This window comes from Altererythrobacter xiamenensis (genome assembly GCF_900177715.1).
Classification (GTDB): Bacteria; Pseudomonadota; Alphaproteobacteria; order Sphingomonadales; family Sphingomonadaceae; genus Erythrobacter; species Erythrobacter xiamenensis.
Genome location: NZ_FXWG01000001.1, coordinates 548,780 through 564,662 on the forward strand (window position 1 = coordinate 548,780; position 15,883 = coordinate 564,662).

The 15,883-nt window shown below is 63.9% G+C and carries 16 protein-coding genes, 1 tRNA gene and 1 riboswitch; of the genes, 9 read left to right on the forward strand and 8 right to left on the reverse strand.

The features are described from left to right. Nucleotides 1–10: 10 nt before the first annotated feature. Entirely contained in the window at nt 11–481 is a 471-nt protein-coding gene (gene queF, locus CCE89_RS02795; RefSeq protein WP_086436491.1) for a preQ(1) synthase, read from the reverse strand. 109 nt (nt 482–590) lie between these two features. Here queF and CCE89_RS15065 point away from each other — a divergent pair, with 109 nt between their 5' ends. From CCE89_RS15065 to CCE89_RS02845, 9 genes are all read left to right on the forward strand, one after another. After that, nucleotides 591–1,745: a hypothetical protein gene (locus CCE89_RS15065; RefSeq protein ID WP_159456569.1), complete on the forward strand. Its 1,155-nt coding sequence runs from the start codon at nt 591–593 to the stop codon at nt 1,743–1,745. Between the two features lie 65 nt (nt 1,746–1,810). Continuing rightward, nucleotides 1,811–2,653 carry a sulfurtransferase gene (locus CCE89_RS02810; RefSeq protein WP_086436493.1) on the forward strand — a complete coding sequence of 281 codons (843 nt, stop codon included), beginning with the start codon at nt 1,811–1,813 and terminating at the stop codon, nt 2,651–2,653. Nucleotides 2,654–2,660: 7 nt separating this feature from the next. Further along, complete coding sequence (gene metC, locus CCE89_RS02815) at nt 2,661–3,869, forward strand: cystathionine beta-lyase (RefSeq protein WP_234989909.1); 1,209 nt, start codon at nt 2,661–2,663, stop codon at nt 3,867–3,869. Further along, nucleotides 3,866–4,954: a mechanosensitive ion channel family protein gene (locus CCE89_RS02820; protein WP_086436495.1), complete on the forward strand. Its 1,089-nt coding sequence runs from the start codon at nt 3,866–3,868 to the stop codon at nt 4,952–4,954. Before metC ends, CCE89_RS02820 begins: the two co-directional genes overlap by 4 nt. A gap of 97 nt (nt 4,955–5,051) precedes the next feature. Beyond that, the gene (gene cobA / locus CCE89_RS02825; protein WP_086436972.1) at nt 5,052–5,834 is read left to right on the forward strand and encodes a uroporphyrinogen-III C-methyltransferase; all 783 of its coding nucleotides are present in this window, start codon (nt 5,052–5,054) and stop codon (nt 5,832–5,834) included. Then, nucleotides 5,831–6,127 carry a DUF2849 domain-containing protein gene (locus tag CCE89_RS02830; RefSeq protein ID WP_086436496.1) on the forward strand — a complete coding sequence of 99 codons (297 nt, stop codon included), beginning with the start codon at nt 5,831–5,833 and terminating at the stop codon, nt 6,125–6,127. Before cobA ends, CCE89_RS02830 begins: the two co-directional genes overlap by 4 nt. A gap of 1 nt (nt 6,128) precedes the next feature. After that, nucleotides 6,129–7,760: a nitrite/sulfite reductase gene (locus CCE89_RS02835; RefSeq protein WP_086436497.1), complete on the forward strand. Its 1,632-nt coding sequence runs from the start codon at nt 6,129–6,131 to the stop codon at nt 7,758–7,760. A 39-nt stretch (nt 7,761–7,799) separates the two neighbouring features. Next, nucleotides 7,800–8,261 carry a DUF934 domain-containing protein gene (locus tag CCE89_RS02840; RefSeq protein WP_086436498.1) on the forward strand — a complete coding sequence of 154 codons (462 nt, stop codon included), beginning with the start codon at nt 7,800–7,802 and terminating at the stop codon, nt 8,259–8,261. Then, nucleotides 8,258–9,040, forward strand: a complete 783-nt coding sequence (locus tag CCE89_RS02845) for a phosphoadenylyl-sulfate reductase (protein WP_086436499.1) — start codon at nt 8,258–8,260, stop codon at nt 9,038–9,040. Before CCE89_RS02840 ends, CCE89_RS02845 begins: the two co-directional genes overlap by 4 nt. A 1-nt stretch (nt 9,041) precedes the next feature. Here the strand turns inward: CCE89_RS02845 and CCE89_RS15220 are convergent, their stop codons facing one another. The 7 genes from CCE89_RS15220 to CCE89_RS02875 all read right to left on the reverse strand — a co-directional run bounded on the left by CCE89_RS15220 (nt 9,042) and on the right by CCE89_RS02875 (nt 15,868). After that, entirely contained in the window at nt 9,042–9,215 is a 174-nt protein-coding gene (locus CCE89_RS15220; protein WP_159456570.1) for a hypothetical protein, read from the reverse strand. Next, nucleotides 9,212–10,129 (reverse strand): NAD-dependent epimerase/dehydratase family protein, encoded by a 918-nt coding sequence (locus CCE89_RS02850; protein ID WP_086436500.1) that lies wholly within the window; start codon nt 10,127–10,129, stop codon nt 9,212–9,214. The genes CCE89_RS15220 and CCE89_RS02850 overlap by 4 nt, the downstream gene beginning before the upstream one ends. Beyond that, nucleotides 10,126–11,259: a glutamate 5-kinase gene (proB, locus tag CCE89_RS02855; protein ID WP_086436501.1), complete on the reverse strand. Its 1,134-nt coding sequence runs from the start codon at nt 11,257–11,259 to the stop codon at nt 10,126–10,128. Before proB ends, CCE89_RS02850 begins: the two co-directional genes overlap by 4 nt. A gap of 44 nt (nt 11,260–11,303) precedes the next feature. Continuing rightward, the gene (gene obgE, locus CCE89_RS02860) at nt 11,304–12,374 is read right to left on the reverse strand and encodes a GTPase ObgE (protein ID WP_086436502.1); all 1,071 of its coding nucleotides are present in this window, start codon (nt 12,372–12,374) and stop codon (nt 11,304–11,306) included. A 52-nt stretch (nt 12,375–12,426) separates the two neighbouring features. After that, nucleotides 12,427–14,376: a TonB-dependent receptor plug domain-containing protein gene (locus tag CCE89_RS02865; protein WP_234989910.1), complete on the reverse strand. Its 1,950-nt coding sequence runs from the start codon at nt 14,374–14,376 to the stop codon at nt 12,427–12,429. Nucleotides 14,377–14,482: 106 nt separating this feature from the next. Beyond that, nucleotides 14,483–14,668, reverse strand: a riboswitch (cobalamin riboswitch). Nucleotides 14,669–14,720: 52 nt separating this feature from the next. Continuing rightward, nucleotides 14,721–14,796: transfer RNA gene (locus CCE89_RS02870), tRNA-Ala, on the reverse strand. 52 nt (nt 14,797–14,848) lie between these two features. Then, entirely contained in the window at nt 14,849–15,868 is a 1,020-nt protein-coding gene (locus CCE89_RS02875) for a hypothetical protein (protein ID WP_159456571.1), read from the reverse strand. Nucleotides 15,869–15,883 lie beyond the last annotated feature (15 nt).

Genomic DNA, 15,883 nt, shown 5'->3' on the forward strand with positions numbered 1-15,883 from the left:
CGGGCGGAGATTAGCCGCGTCCGCGGTATCCTGGAACACCTTGTTCCGGCACCCAAAGCCCCTCGGGCGGCGTGCCGGTCTGCCAGAATACATCGATAGGAATGCCCCCGCGCGGATACCAATAGCCGCCAATGCGCAGCCATCTGGGTTGCATTTCTTCTGCGAGCCGCTGTCCGATTCCCACGGTAACATCCTCGTGGAAACCATTGTGATTGCGGAAAGCTCCCAGAAACAGCTTGAGACTCTTCGATTCGACGATCGTCTCGCCGGGGGCATAGTCGATCACGAGATGCGCGAAGTCGGGCGCGCCCGTAACCGGGCAGAGCGAAGTGAACTCGGGCGCAGCAAAACGCACGAGATAAAGCGCGCCGCTGCGCGGATTGGGGACATAGTCGAGCTTTGCCTCCTCCGGAGAAGCGGGAAGGCTGCTCGTCTGCCCCAGGTGAAGAGTGTCTGGTGTCTTAGGGGGTGTGTCACTCATGTCGCGCTGTTGCCGGTAAGTGAGGCGCGATGCAAGAGAAGTGGTGCGCCTTCGCAATTCAGAACCTATTCAGCGCCGCGACTCTTTAGCTCGATTTTTTGCCCCGACCATGCGTAAACACCTCGTTCTCACACTGACTGCCGGCCTCGCCGTTGCCGCGCCGCTCGCCGCGCAGCAGCAATCCGTGCAGGATTACACCCTGCCCGACCCCGATGCGACGCCGACCCCTGCCCCGCGCGCGCAGGGTCCGGTCGATGACAGCGGAGTCGTGCCCGTTGCACCGCGCGTCATCCCGACCGGTCGACCGACTGCTCAGCCCACGCCAACGCCGCAGCCAAGCCCCACGCCAACCGCGACGCCGGTGCCACAGCCCACTGCGACTGCCACACCCCAGCCGCGCTTCACCAGCGGTCCGGTCCCGGCAGAGCCGCGGGTTGCCCGCCCGCAGGGGCAGGCTCCTTCCGCTCAAACGGTCGAGCCGGTCGAAAGCCCCGACCCAAGCCCCGAAAGCGCTAGCGAATCCTCGGCCGTTCCAGGCCTCTCCGGTGATAGCGCGGCAATCCCGACCGATGTCGATGCGGCCGCAAGCGACGAAGGCGACATCGGCTCCGATGCCCCACTGCCGTGGGGCTGGATTGCAGGCGCGCTCATCGCTCTGCTCGCGCTCCTCGCAGGGTTTATCGTGTGGCGTCGCCACAGCGAAGCCGCGCCGCCCGTCATCGAAAAACCGGTTGTCGCAGCAACAACGGATGCGGCAGCCGCCGCGGCCGCGGAAAAGCCGCGCTTCGTCGCCAATGTCCAGGTCGTGAGCGCGCAGCGTTCGGTGATGATGGTGATGGTGAAATATAGCCTCGCGATCGCCAACCGTTCGGACCGCGCAATGCGCGGGCTGACGGTCAGTGCCGATCTCGTAAGCGCGCGCAATCAGGGCGGGCTCGACGCACAGCTGGCTACGCTGGCGACCGAGCTTCCGGCAAGTTCGAGCATCGAACGGATCGGCCCTCACCAGACCCAGACGGTGACAGGCACGCTGCAGCTGGCGCTGCAGGAAGTCGAAGTGTTGCGCCAAGGCTCGATCCCGATGTTCGTGCCCCTGCTGCGGGTGCGGGTAGAGGGCGAGAACATCGATCCCTTCGTTGAAACCTATGCCGTGGGCGTGGGCAATGCAGGGGCCGGCACCAGGCTCCACCCCCTTCCCCTCAATGGCCCGCCGGGCAGCTACGAAGGTGTGCGCGCCAAGCCGCTTGCGGCCAAGGCCGCCTGAAGCCGACGGATCGCAACCGGCTTTGCACTCGACGCGGGGGGAACCGCTCGCTAACCCTTTGAGCGATGGATAGTCTGGTCAGCACAGATTGGCTTGCCGACGCGCTGGGCGCGAAGGATCTGGTCGTGGTCGACGCCTCGCGGCACCTTCCGATGGCCGAGCGCGATGGCCATGCCGAGTATCTGGCGGGCCATATTCCCGGCGCGCGCTTCCTCGATCTCGCAAAGCTGGTCGATCAGACCTCCGACGTGCCGAGCGCGCTGCCGCGCCCCGAACAGCTGGCAGAGGCGCTCGCCGCTCTTGGCGCGACACCGGAACATCGCATTGTTTTCTATGACGATTCCGCAGTGAAGACAACCGCCCGCGCCTGGTATCTGTGCCGCGCGCATGGAATGGAAAACGTCGCAATCCTCGACGGCGGGCTCGCCAAGTGGAAGGCGGAAGAGCGCCCGCTCGAAAGTGGTGAGCCGGAAATCGAACCCGCAGCGCCTTTCGATCTGGCTGCGCCGTCGGCGATCCGCTTCAAGCAGGACATGCTCGACAACATCGAGGCGGGCAGCGAACAGGTGCTCGATGCGCGCGATCCCGGACGGTTCACCGGCCGCAGCGACGATCCGATCCACAATCTGCCGACCGGCCATATCCCCGGCTCGTGCAATCTGCCCTTCGCGCGGCTCTATAAAGACGACGGCACCTTCAAATCGCCTGCGGAATTGCGCGAGATCATCGAGAGCACCGGGATCGATCCGGCAAGGCCCGTCGTCACCACCTGCGGCAGCGGCGTCACCGCCTGCATTCTCCTCTTTGCGCTGCACCTGATCGGCGCGGAGCAGACCGCGCTCTACGATGGCAGCTGGCTCGATTGGGCGGGCGATCCCGGCACACCCAAGGCAACCGTCTCCCTGTGAGGTTACCGTGAGCAAGGACAAGGACAAACTGCGTCCGGCGACAAGGCTGGTCGAGGCAGGGCGGCGGCCCGAATGGACCGGGGCGGTGGTCAACCCGCCTGTCTGGCGCGCCTCCACCCATCTCTATGCGAGCGAGGCCGATCGCAAGGCGGCGCTCAAGAACAATCGTGACGGCCAGTTCTATTACGGGCGGCGCGGCGCGCCGACGCAATGGGCACTGGCAGAGGCACTGACCGAGATCGAGCCGGGCGCGCATGGCACCGTGCTCTATCCGAGCGGTGTCGCGGCGATATCGGGCGCGCTGATGGCTGTCCTGCGCCCGGGTGACGAGCTGCTGGTCTGCGACAATGCCTACGAACCGTCCCGCGCCATGGCGATGGGTCTGCTCAAGCGCTGGGGCGTCAGCGCGCGCTTCTTCGATCCGCTCGACCTCGATGCCTATGCCGCGATGTTTACCGACAAGACCCGCGCGGTCTGGCTCGAAAGCCCCGGCAGCCTGACGATGGAAGTGTGCGATGTGCCGGCGCAGGCTGCAATCGCGCGCGAGAAGGGCGCGGTCAGCCTGCTCGACAACACCTGGGCGACCGCGCTCGGTTTTCCAGCGCTCAAGCATGGCTGCGACATATCGGTGATGAGCCTAAGCAAGCATGTCGGCGGTCATTCGGACCTGATGATGGGCTCTGCCAGCGCGGGCGAGCGATATTACCGCGCGCTGCGCCGCACCGCGCAGCAGATCGGCCACGTCGTCTCCCCCGACGATGCGGCGCTCGCCCTCAGGGGCCTGCGGACGATGGGCCTCAGGCTCGAACGCAGCACGGCCAATGCGCGGACTGTCGCCGAATGGCTTTCCGGACGCAGCGAAGTCGCACAAGTGCTCTGCCCGCTCCTGCCCGGGGATCCGGGCCATGCGCTTTGGAGCCGCGACTTTTCCGGCGGCTGCGGGCTGTTCAGCTTCATCCTGGCGAGCGATAATCCCGATGCGCAGGCGCAGCTGGTCAATAATCTCGAGCTGTTCGGCATCGGCTATAGCTGGGGCGGTTTCGAGAGCCTTGCCCTCCCGTTTGACGCGAAGAGCATCCGCGAAAAAATGCCCTGGCCCCCGCACAAGGCGGAAACTGGCGGCGGGCACGGCATTCGCCTATCAATCGGTCTGGAAGACCCCGAAGACCTCATCGCCGACCTCGAAAGGGGTCTCGCCGCAACAGGAAACGCATGACCGCGACGACATCGCCTTCTCCGGAAACCAGTCCGAATCCGGATGCCTCACCCACCGCTTCGCCCGAGCCGCTCGAGCCCGGCCAGGCCTGGAGCCTGGGCGCAGAAGCGCCTGAGGAAAGTGTTCAGGCGGCGGAAGGGCTCAAGGAAGCCGTTGCCTCCAAGAGCGAAACCGCCGGATCGGTGCTCGAAGGCCTGGACAAGATCGCCTTCGAGATCGGCGACATGCGGATTTCGATGCTCGACGGGCTCGTGGTGGTCGGCATCATCCTGCTCGTTCTTACCATTGCCTGGTTCGCTAGCCGTGCAAGCAGGGCCCTGCTCAGGCGGTTCACGAGCCTCGACGATACACAGCATTTGCTCGCGGAAAAGATCACCACCATCCTCATCTGGGGTGCGGCATTCTTTCTCGGGATCGACCTGCTCGGGATCGACCTCACGGCGCTTGCCGTGTTTTCCGGCGCTTTTGGTCTCGCCATCGGTTTCGGCCTGCAGAAGACCTTCGGTAATCTGATCGCCGGGATCATCCTGCTGATGGACAAATCGATCAAGCCGGGTGACGTTATTGCCGTGACCGATATGGCGGGCAACGAGAGTTTCGGCCAGATCCGCAAGATCGGGATTCGCGCCGTTTCCGTGACGACCCGCGACCAGCGCGAATATCTCATCCCCAATGAAAACCTGATGATCAACCAGGTCGAGAACTGGTCCTATTCGAGCCGCAACGTCCGCATGCAGGTGCCGGTCGGCGTCAGTTACGCGGCTGATCTCGAAAAGGCAGAAGAGCTGATGCTCGAAGCCGCCAAGATGAGCGAGCGGGTGCTCAAATCGCCTCCGCCCACGGTGTGGATGAGCGAATATGGTGACAGTTCGGTCAACTTCGTCATCCAGTGCTGGATCAACGATCCGGAAGAAGGCGTGGGCAACGTCCGCAGCCAGGTGCTGAAGAACCTCTGGACCAAGTTCCACGAACACGACATCGAGATCCCCTTCCCGCAGCGCGACATCAATCTGCGCAACAACGATCAGGTCGAACGACTGATCGCTGCGCTGGCTGCGCGCGAGGAAAACCGCAGCAAGAACTGAAGCTTATGCAGGTTACGCAGGTGCGGCATAGCTTTGCTACGCGCCCGCAAAACCATTCTCGCTGGAGGCTGCGGCCATGCGCGCCGATATGCGCTGCATGGCACAAAGCGGAATCATATATCTCGTCGGTGCAGGACCGGGTGACCCGGACCTCCTGACCCTGCGTGCGGCCCGCCTGATCGAGCGCGCCGAACTGATCGTGCATGACGGTCTGGTCTCCCGCGAAATCCTTCGCATGGCGCGGAGCGATGCGCAGCTGATCTCGGTCGCCAAGCAACGCTCCAAGCACACGCTGCCGCAGGACGATATTAACGCGCTGATGGTACGCGAGGCGCTTGCCGGGCGCGACGTCGTGCGCCTCAAGGGCGGTGACCCGCTGGTATTCGGTCGCGGCGGCGAGGAAGCCGAAGCGGCCCATGCAGCAGGCGTCCGGGTCGAGATCGTGCCCGGTATCAGCGCCGCCAATGGCGCTGCCGCGGCCGCGCAGATCGCCCTGACCCACCGCGACGCATCCTCGATCGTCAGCTTCGTTGCCGGTCAGTGCAAGGGCCTCAAGGACCAGGACTGGTCGGGCCTCGCTGGCAAGGGACGCACGCTCGTGATCTACATGGGCGTGAAAACCGCGCCGCAGATCGCCGACAAGCTGATGGAAGACGGGCTCGCCCCCGAAATGCCCGTCGCTGTCATCGAAAACGCCGCCCGGCCAGAGATGCGCGTGCTGCGCGGATTGCTCGCCGGGCTGCCCGACCTCGTTTCTCGCGAGAGGGTGCGGTCCCCCGCCCTCATCGTGATCGGCGAGGTCGCCGCACGTTCCCCCAGTGGCGGCGACCTTGCCACGGACACAACCCTTGCTCGTATCGCCACGGAGGCAGCGCAGTGAAAATTCTCACCGGAAACGATCTCAAGTCGGGCGCCGTAGTCTGGTGGGACGGCACGGGCTGGTCGCACTATGTCGATGATGCCGTCGATGTCGGCGACCGTGCCGACGAAATCGCCGCACGCGAGGAATCCTCGCGCCGCGTCAATGTCCCCTACGCGATCGAAGCGGTGCGCGACGATAACGGCGTGCGTCCCGCGCACATCAAGGACCGCGTGCGCGCGCTCGGCCCCACTGTCCGCCCCGACCTGACCCTCAAGCCCGCCGATCCCGAAATTGGCAATTGGGTGATCTGACATGTACAAGTACGATTCCTACGACCAGGCGATGGTCGACACGCGCGTGGAGGAGTTCCGCGACCAGGTTCGCCGCCGTCTTGCAGGCGAGCTGAGCGAAGACGAGTTCAAGCCGCTACGGCTGATGAACGGCCTATACCTGCAGTTACACGCCTATATGCTGCGCGTGGCGATCCCCTATGGCACGCTGAACTCGGACCAGATGCACGCGCTGGCCGACATCGCGGACAAGTATGACCGCGGCTACGGCCACTTCACCACGCGCCAGAACATCCAGTACAACTGGATCAAGCTGGAGGAAGCAGGCGACCTGCTGGCGGATCTCGCCAAGGTCGAGATGCACGCCATCCAGACCAGCGGCAACTGCATCCGCAACATCAGCTCGGACCATTTCGCGGGCGCTGCGGCAGACGAACTGGTCGACCCGCGCCCCTATGCGGAACTGCTGCGCCAGTGGTCGAGCTTCCATCCCGAGTTCAGCTACTTGCCGCGCAAGTTCAAGATCGCGGTGATCGCTTCCGACACTGATCGTGCTGCGATGAAGCTGCACGACATCGGCATCCAGATCGTGAAGAATGACGCGGGCGAGATCGGTGCGGCTTTCTACGTCGGCGGCGGCATGGGCCGCACCCCGATGATCGCGCCCTGCATTCGCGACTTCGTGCCGCTTGACCAGCTGGTCACCTATGCCGAGGCGTGCCTGCGGGTCTACAACCGCTACGGACGGCGCGACAACAAGTACAAGGCGCGGATCAAGATCCTCGTCCACGAACTGGGCGCGGAGGAATACACTCGCCAGGTCGAAGAAGAATTCGCGCATATGCTCGAAGTCGGCGTCGAACCGCCGCTTGCCGAGATCGAGCGGCTCAAGACTTTCTTCGCCGATCCTCCATTCGAGGACGGGCCGAAGACGGTCGACCGCTCGGATCCCGATTTCGCGCTGTGGGTCGATCGCAACACCCAGCGCCACAAGCATGACAGCTATGTCTCCGCCGTCATCAGCCTCAAGCCCGTCGGCGGCATCCCGGGCGATGCTTCTGCCGAGCAGATGCACCTGATGGCCGAACTGGCAAAAGAGTTCAGCTTCGACGAATTGCGCGTGATGCACACGCAGAACATCGTGCTTCCGCATGTGAAGATCGCCGACCTGCACAAGCTGTGGACGCAGCTCGAAGCCGCCGGCCTGGGTGCACCCAATCTCGACTCGATCGAGGACATCATCGCCTGCCCCGGCCTCGACTATTGCAGCCTTGCGAATGCTCGCTCGATCCCGGTCGCGCAGCGCATTTCGGAGCGTTTTGCGGAAAAGGGCCGGACCGCCGAACTCGGCGAGCTGAAGCTCAAGATATCGGGCTGCATCAATGCCTGCGGGCACCACCATGCGGGCCACATCGGCATCCTCGGCGTCGATAAGAAGGGCGTCGAAAATTACCAGCTGCTGCTCGGCGGCAGCGAAGCGCAGGATACCTCGCTCGCCAAGATTACCGGCCCCGGTTTCGACGAGGCTGGGATCGTCGACGCGGTCGAAACCGTGACCGAGGTTTACCTGCGCGAACGCGAGGAAGGCGAACGATTCCTCGATACCTATCGCCGCATCGGAATGGATAGCTTCAAGGAGGCGCTTTATGGGTGACGACTGGGCGAAGCCGCCGCGCTTCACCGGAGGCGCATCATGACCGAAGTTCTCGGCACAAGCCCCGACGACGTGCAGTTCCGCTTTCGCGATGACGAAATGGCGGACCACGCACAGGTCACGGTCGACTCGTTTCTCGAGCAGTCGAATGCGGCAGCCGTCCGCATCGAGCCAGGCGACGATGCGCGTGAACTGATCCCGCATCTCGAGCGGCTGCGCCTTGTCGAAGTGAACTTTCCGGCCTTCGGAGACGGACGCGGCTATTCCTCGGCCCGCATCCTGCGCGAGGCGGGATATGATGGCGAATTGCGCGCCGTGGGCGACGTGCTGATCGACCAGCTCGCCTATATGCGCCGCTGCGGTTTCGACGCATTCGCGCCCGACAAGAAGCTGAACGAAAGCGACGCGAAAGCCGCTTTCGAGCGTTGGGAGCTTGTCTACCAGCATGCTGCCGACCGTCGCCAGCCGATCCCCGATCGCCGCCATCAGGCCAATTCATGAACAAGCCCACCTCGAATCTGAGCACCGGCGCGCATCAGGCAGACCGGATCGACACCGGCCCGCGCTTCAGCGAGCACGATGCCGTGCGCCTCAACCGCATGTTTCGCGGCTCCTCGACGCAGGAAATGCTCGAAGGGGTGATCAAGGACGGCATGGCGGGCGACGTCGCAAGCGTTTCCAGCTTCGGCGCGGAGAGCGCGGTGCTGTTGCACCTCATTGCATCGGTCGACCCTTCGGTGCCGGTGCTGTTCCTCGAAACGGGCAAGCACTTTCCCGAAACGCTCGCCTATCGTGATGACCTCGTCGCGCGGCTCGGCCTGACTGACTTCCGCAATCTGCATCCCGATCTCGATGAACTGCAGGCCAAGGACGAAAGCGGCCTCAGGTGGTCCTACGACCCCGACGGCTGCTGCGAGCTCCGCAAGGTACGTCCGTTGGCCAAGGCGCTCGAAGGCTTCGATGCGAGCTTTACCGGCCGCAAGGCGTTCCAGTCGGCGACCCGCGCCAACCTGCCGCGTTTCGAGATCGATACGAGCGACGCGCAAGGCCGGCTCAAGATCAATCCGCTGATCGATTGGTCGCAGGACGACATCGATGCCTATTTCGCCGAGCACGACCTGCCGCGCCATCCGCTGGTCGATCAGGGCTACCCCTCGATCGGCTGTTCGCCCTGCACGCGCCCCGTCGGCGATGGCGAAGATGCCCGCGCCGGACGCTGGTCAGGTTGGGACAAGACCGAGTGCGGCATCCACAAGCCGGGCGAAGAACCGTTCCTTTGAACTAATCCCAGGTGACCAGCATCATCAATCCGGGCCAGACGCAAGCCCAGATAGCGATGTTGAGCGGATCCACCCAGGGACCGCCGATCGCGACACTGATGAGGTCGAGCGCCATGCCAATTGCAAACCAGATCCCGATGGCCCGCATGTAGCCGAACAGGATGCGTCGATTCACAGCCAGCCCTGCTCGCGATACCAGCGCGCGGTCTTTGCGAGGCCTTCCTCTCCGCTGATCTGCGGCGTCCAGATTGCTTCGGGCACTTTTCGATCGGAGCGTGCGACCCAGTTGGGGTGCGCCATATAGCCGACCCGGTCGGCCGTCAGCTTCGCCTTGTCGCCGCGCAACATGCGGTCCGCCGTAGCCGCGACATCGAGCACGGAGCGCGGCAAATGCGGCGCGAAAACCTTGCGGCCAACCGCGCGACCGATTTCCGTGGCGAGTTCCTTGTGGCTCCAGCCGCCTTCGCGCGCATCGTCGGGTTCGAAGGTCTTTTTGCGAACGAGCGCGGGCTGCGCATCGACCAGGTCGAGCAGCAGACGTGCGAGATCGTCGACGTGGATGATCGAGCTCGCCCCACCCGGCGGCAGCGGCACGAAGCCGAACCGCGCGGTCCTGAACATCTCCAGATAATCGACGTCGCGCGGGCCATAGACACCGGGCGGCCTCACGATGGTCCAGTCGAGCCCGCTAGCCTTGACCAGTTCCTCGGCCTCTGCCTTGGACGCGCCGTAGCGCGACAGTTCCGGCTTTCGCGCAGAGAGCGAGGAGACAAAGACAAAGCGCTTCGTACCAGCGTGCTTTGCGGCGTCGATAACGCGCTGCGTCCCTGCGACATTGGCATCGTGGAAAGCTGAAGGGTCAGGGGTATTGGTCAGTCCCGCAATATGGATCAGCGCGCGCGACCCTTCGGCCAGCGCGCCAAGCGCCGCTTCGTCCCGCAGATCACCGGCAATCCATTTTACATTGTCGCGCGGTGGCTGGTCGCGCCTTGTGATCGCCTTGACCGGGAGGCCCGCAGCCCGTTCGAGCACGGCCTGCCCGACAAAGCCGGTCCCGCCCGTAATGGCGATCGGCGGCGCTCCGCTCACAGGATGACCAGCTGATCTCTGTGTATCACGGCCGAGCGTGGCAGGTGGCCGAGCCGGTCGGCAACCTGGTCGGAACGCAGGCCCTTGATCGCGTCGGCCTCGTCATAGTCGTATTCGGACATGCCCTTGGCGACCATGCGCCCTTCCTTGTCCTTGATCGCAATCACGTCCCCGCGCTCGAAATCGCCGGTAACCTCGATGATACCGGCGGCAAGCAGGCTCTTGCCGTTCTTGAGCGCTTCTATGCAGCCATCATCCACCGTGAGCGAACCGTTGAAACGCAAACGGCCGCCGATCCAGCTCTTGAAGGCGCTGTCGTCGCGCTTTGGCAGAAAGAGTGTGCCGGTGTTCGCTGCCAGCGCACGTCCGATCGGAATGTCGGGCGTGCCGTTGACGATGGCCAGCGCGATGCCCGCACGCTCGGCGATTTCGGCGGCGAGCAGTTTGGAGGTCATGCCGCCGGAGCCCATGCCGGAACTCGAACCGCCGGTAGCCATATCGTGGATTTCGTCGGTGACGCCGCGGATCGCCTCGACCCTCTCGGCGTCGGGATCGTCGGGATGGCGGTCATATAGGCCGTCGACGTCGCTCAGGAGCAGCACCCCTTGCGCCGATGCGGCCTGCGCCACGCGCGCCGCCAGCCGATCGTTATCGCCAAAGCGGATTTCGCTCGTCGCGATCGAATCGTTTTCGTTGATGATCGGCACAACGCCGCTCTGGAGCAGCTGGCGTATCGTGGCTGCCGCGTTGAGGTAACGCCTGCGTCCTTCCAGATCATCGAGCGTAAGCAGCATCTGTCCGGCGAGCACGTCATGCTCCCTGAGCAGTTGCGCCCATGTCGCGGCAAGCACGACCTGACCGACCGAGGCCGAAGCCTGCGCATGGGCCAGCGTTTCGCGCCCGCCTGCCGGCAGGTCCAGCATGGCCGCACCCAGAGCTACCGAGCCCGAGCAGACGACGATGATTTCCTGTCCACGCTGCCGCGCGCCGGCGATTTCCATCGCCACCGTGCGCAACCAGTCGCGCCGCAGCATGCCCTCCTTGTCGACGAGAAGGGCGGAACCAAGCTTGATGACCAGCCGCGGACATTTCTCGATGTCGCGGAAATCCAGGAGAGTTTCGATCTGCATGTTGCCTCGCACTTATAGAGATAGGCTGGCGAAGTGAAGCGGGCTCAAATGGGCGACCACTCGCCTTCGCCGTCAGCGCCTTCACCGTCCGCGCTTTCAACCGCCTGACCCTTGGTTTCGGTGCCGGTGCGTTCGGGCAAATAGCCGAGCACTGCGTCGAGCAGCGCCTCGAGCCCTTCGCCCGTAGCTCCGGAAATGGGGAATACATCGGCAGCGCCCGCCGCCTTCAATTCCTCCGCAAAGGCCTCGGCCAGTTCCTCGTCAGCAAGGTCGAGCTTGTTGAGCGCGACGATCTGCGGCTTCTCGGCCAGTCCCTCGCCATAGGCGGCGAGTTCGTCATTGACGGTTCTGAAGGCCTCGGCCGGATCGTCGCCGGCAATATCCACGAGGTGAATGAGCACGCGGCAGCGCTCGATATGGCCGAGGAACCGGTCGCCGATTCCAGCTCCTTCGGCAGCGCCCTCGATCAGTCCGGGGATGTCGGCAAGCACGAACTCGCGCCCCTTGTGGCGAACGACGCCGAGCTTGGGGATTAGCGTAGTGAAGGCGTAATGCCCGACCTTCGCCTTGGCATTGGACACCTGATTGATGAAAGTCGATTTGCCCGCATTGGGCAGGCCAAGCAGGCCGACGTCGGCAAGCAGCTTGAGCCGCAGCCACACCCACATCTCCTCGCCCGGCATGCCCGGCTGGTGCTGGCGCGGCGCGCGGTTGGTTGCGCTCTTGTAGCTCGCGTTGCCGCGGCCACCCATGCCGCCTTCGAGGAACACGACACGCTGTCCGACCTCGGTGAAGTCGGCAAGCACTTCTTCCTTGTCTTCGGAAAGCACCTGCGTCCCGACGGGCACCTTGATCACCAGGTCCTTGGCCCCGGCGCCGGTGCGGTCCTTGCCCATGCCGTGGCCGCCGCGCGCCGCCTTGAAATGCTGCGCGTAGCGAAAGTCGATCAGTGTGTTGAGGCCCTGCACCGCCTCGAACACGACGTCGCCGCCCTTGCCGCCGTCACCGCCGTCGGGTCCGCCGTATTCGACGTACTTCTCACGGCGAAAACTCACCGCGCCGGGGCCGCCTGCGCCCGATTTCAGATAGATCTTGGCCTGGTCGAGGAAATGCATAGCCGCGCATCTATGCATTCCCCCGCTGTTTTGCGAGTGTTTTGGTGCGCGTTCAGAAACTGGCCCGCAATCCGAGCACCGCCGATCGGCCCGGGCTGACGAAGCTGAAGACCTGCTGGTAACGATCATCGAGCAGGTTTTCGACGCGTCCGAACAGTTCGAAACGCTCGCTCAACCGGTAAGTCGCCGCGAGATTGACCAGCGTATACTCTTCGAGCGTGACCCGCACAGGAATGAAACTGGGGTCGGTGAAGGCGAGGTCTTCTGCCGCGCCATTGTGACGCACGACCAGCGTGGCGCTGGCGCTGTCATCGGCCGCAGTCCAGTTGAGGGCTGCCGATGCGATGTGCGAGGGGCGCCGAACTTCGGTCACGCCATCTTCCTCGGCATCGAGCCAGGTGTAAGCAGCGTCGAGAGTAACGGTCTCGGCAAGCCGCGCACTGGCGCTCAGTTCCAGTCCCTTGCGAGACGATTCTGTATCGCGATTGGCTGGCGTCGCCACGAAGGTCGGCGCGGGATAGTCGGTGAAAATCTCGTTCTCGAGCTCGCTGTCGAACCAAGTGGCGGAGAGGCGAATATCGCCATTCGCGAAGTCCTGATCCACGCCCACTTCCCAGCCGGTCGATTTCTCCGGTCTCAAGTCCGCATTGCCGATGAATCGACCATCGATGAAACCGAACAACTCGTAGAAACCCGGGTTCTTGATCCCGGATCCGATCGAGGCGCGCAGCCGCGTATCCTCGAATATCCGGTAGCCGGCGCCGATGCGATACGTCGTCTCGTTCGCGAAACGGTCGTTGATATCGTGGCGGAGAGCGGCGGAGAGATCGAACCGCTCGCCGTCATAGCGATATTCCCCGACCAGCCCGACATTCTCGATTTCTTCGCGTCCGCCAAAGGCAAAGCCGAAGGGATCGGTGTTGCGGAAGCGCTCTCGCTCCCAATCCGCAGCGAAAGTCAGGTGATGCATGTCAGCGAATTGCAGAGCCGAGACATAGGATGCCTTGAGCCGGTCACCTTCGCTACCCGACGTCCTTCCGAACAGGCCGAAGGTATCGCGAGTGATATCGGCGATCTGCGCCGACAGATCATGTGTCCATCGCCCGTCGAAAGTCGCGAGGTTTACGCCAGCGAGCGCATAGATCGCCTCGTTCTCATACGTGGTGTCGGGGCTGTCGATCACATAGCCGAAGGTCGGACTCGCCGGATCGAAATCCTGCTCATTATAATCGCCTTCGGTGCGGATGTAGCGGGCCACGCCGCGCAGTGTCAGCGTATCGCCGACCGCTACCGAGCCCTTGCCCGAAAGCGTGTAGCTGTCGCGGCCGATATCACGCGCACCGCCGATCGCATTGGGCTCGCCGTCCGTCGTTACGGCGACCGCGGACAGCGAAACATCCCAGCCGGTTCCCATCGCACCATAGCGCGCAGCCCCGTTTAGCGTGCCTTGCGTGCCTGCCTCTATCCGTCCGGTGACACCCCGGTGCGTGCCGCTCTGGTAGGCGACCACGCCGCCGATCGCGTCCGAGCCATAGAGCGCCGACTGCGGACCGCGCAGCACCTCGACATAGCCGCCGGGTTCCGCCTGCAATGTGCCGAAGTCGAACTCGCCCCCGAAGGGATCGGAAACCTCGATCCCGTCGACCAGCACGAGGACATGGTTCCCCTCGCTTCCTCGCAGGCGGATCTGGGTCTGGCCGGCGATGCCGCTGACCGCGACACCGGGAACATCGCGCAAAACCTCCGCCACATCGCGGACCTGGCGCTGTTCGAGCGTTTCGCTATCGAGCACGGTGCTGGCGCCGGTATAATCATCCAGCCTCAGCCCACCTGACCGGCTACCGGACACCAGGATGCGCTTGCCCGGATAGCAGAGCAGCTGCTCTTCACCGGGCTCGCTGTCGATAATGTAGCAGACGCCTTTGTCGCTCTCCTGAGCCAATGCGCCCGCGCTCGAGCCAAGCGCCGCAATGGCCGCGCCGCACAACAAAACTTTCTTCAATTTCAAACTCCCGTCACAAAGCGACAGGCCCTGCGGATCACGCCGCAAGGCCCAACCAATGTCGCTCGACGAAAGTCATTCGCGCCTGGCCAATCCCTGAGCCCGGCAAGAGCGACGCGCTCCGGTCGGTCTCCTGGCTCACGGGTCGCTGCTGCCGGTTCGCCTTCCCGAGAAATCTCTCAGTGGCATGTCTGAACCAGCCGCTCGCCGCTTACAGTTGCAGGGACAGCTGCGGAATTGGGTGACGCATCACCCGCACCGCATTCCCGTTACCGATGCGCGTTTCGGGCGTTAGGCATCCGCATCTGCGAATGCAACGGTAAGCTGAATTGTGAGGATGCCGGTGGTGGAGCCGAGCGGAATCGAACCGCTGACCTCGTCATTGCGAACGACGCGCTCTCCCAACTGAGCTACGGCCCCGTCCGGCGGATGCGCGTTCTAGCGAAAAAGCGCACCCGCTGCCAAGCCGGATTCATTCTGCCTGTTCATCGCCTTCGGGCGTCTGCACCACGGGATTCGATACGAACTGCGGCTGGTCGCCCGATGGCGTCGTCGCGGGGGCCGTATCGATTGCCTGCATGGTGTCGGAAGCCGCCGCTTCGGGAGCGATCCCCGCCGGATCAACGACATCGGGCTGGATCAAAGGAGCAGTTTCGCCGCCACCCGAGATCGGCCCGTAAGTCACTCCCGTCGCTTGGCTGGCAGGAGGCGTCTGGGTAGTGATTGCGGGGCTGCTGGAGGACGTTCCAGAGCCGTAATTCGCTTCCATCGTCGATCCGTTAGTTATCGCGCCGGTGTTCGAAGCCGCGCCATACATGCCGGAGGAAGGCTGCGATCCATAGCGCGAATCCCACGCGGCCAGATTGGTGCGATACCGCTCGTATGAGCTGAAGAAATTCTCGAACACCGCTTCCATGCGCGGCAGCGCCTGTTCGGCGAATGCGCTCAGTTCCCCCTTTGGAACGGCGAGCAACTCGTTGCTGATTTCGAGCGCAACATCGCAGAACTGCGGCAGGGCGGGCGGCAACGCGAAGTAGTTGTACACTTGCGTCATGTAGGTGTCCTGCACATCGCGATAGCTGCGGCCATGCTGTTCGCGGTACTCGCGTTGCAGCGTCGTGTTCGCCCGCGAAAGCTCGCGCGAATGCGTGGTGAGGAACGCCGAGTAATTGTCGACCAGCGAGCCGTGGCGCGCGTTCTGACAATTGAGCGCCGCCACATTCAGACCGGAGCGCACATTCCAGAGCCGCTGCGTCGCGCTGATATTGGCGTTGACCGTCTGGCGCACACCGTTCATGCCCATCTGCGGGATCGCCATGGTCGGCGTCGCGCCGAGCGGCGGCGTGGGCCGCGGCGGAATGACCTGTGCCGGAGGCGGCGGTGGAGGAGGCGGCGGAGGCGGTGGCGGGGGCGGCGTTGCGCAGGCAGCCAGTGCAGCGACACCCGCAGCAACCGTGATAATTCTCAGTTTCGACCCGTTTACAGCGCCCATCGCGCGATCCTTTCC

Bases quoted from the DNA above. Each gene is read 5' to 3' on its own strand.
- CCE89_RS02810 (WP_086436493.1), top strand. From the start codon at position 1,811: ATGGATAGTCTGGTCAGCACAGATTGGCTTGCCGACGCGCTGGGCGCG.
- CCE89_RS02875 (WP_159456571.1), bottom strand. From the start codon at position 15,868: ATGGGCGCTGTAAACGGGTCGAAACTGAGAATTATCACGGTTGCTGCG.
- CCE89_RS02835 (WP_086436497.1), top strand. From the start codon at position 6,129: ATGTACAAGTACGATTCCTACGACCAGGCGATGGTCGACACGCGCGTG.
- CCE89_RS02820 (WP_086436495.1), top strand. From the start codon at position 3,866: ATGACCGCGACGACATCGCCTTCTCCGGAAACCAGTCCGAATCCGGAT.
- cobA (WP_086436972.1), top strand. From the start codon at position 5,052: ATGGCACAAAGCGGAATCATATATCTCGTCGGTGCAGGACCGGGTGAC.
- obgE (WP_086436502.1), bottom strand. From the start codon at position 12,374: ATGCATTTCCTCGACCAGGCCAAGATCTATCTGAAATCGGGCGCAGGC.
- queF (WP_086436491.1), bottom strand. From the start codon at position 481: ATGAGTGACACACCCCCTAAGACACCAGACACTCTTCACCTGGGGCAG.
- CCE89_RS02845 (WP_086436499.1), top strand. From the start codon at position 8,258: ATGAACAAGCCCACCTCGAATCTGAGCACCGGCGCGCATCAGGCAGAC.
- CCE89_RS02840 (WP_086436498.1), top strand. From the start codon at position 7,800: ATGACCGAAGTTCTCGGCACAAGCCCCGACGACGTGCAGTTCCGCTTT.
- proB (WP_086436501.1), bottom strand. From the start codon at position 11,259: ATGCAGATCGAAACTCTCCTGGATTTCCGCGACATCGAGAAATGTCCG.
- CCE89_RS15065 (WP_159456569.1), top strand. From the start codon at position 591: ATGCGTAAACACCTCGTTCTCACACTGACTGCCGGCCTCGCCGTTGCC.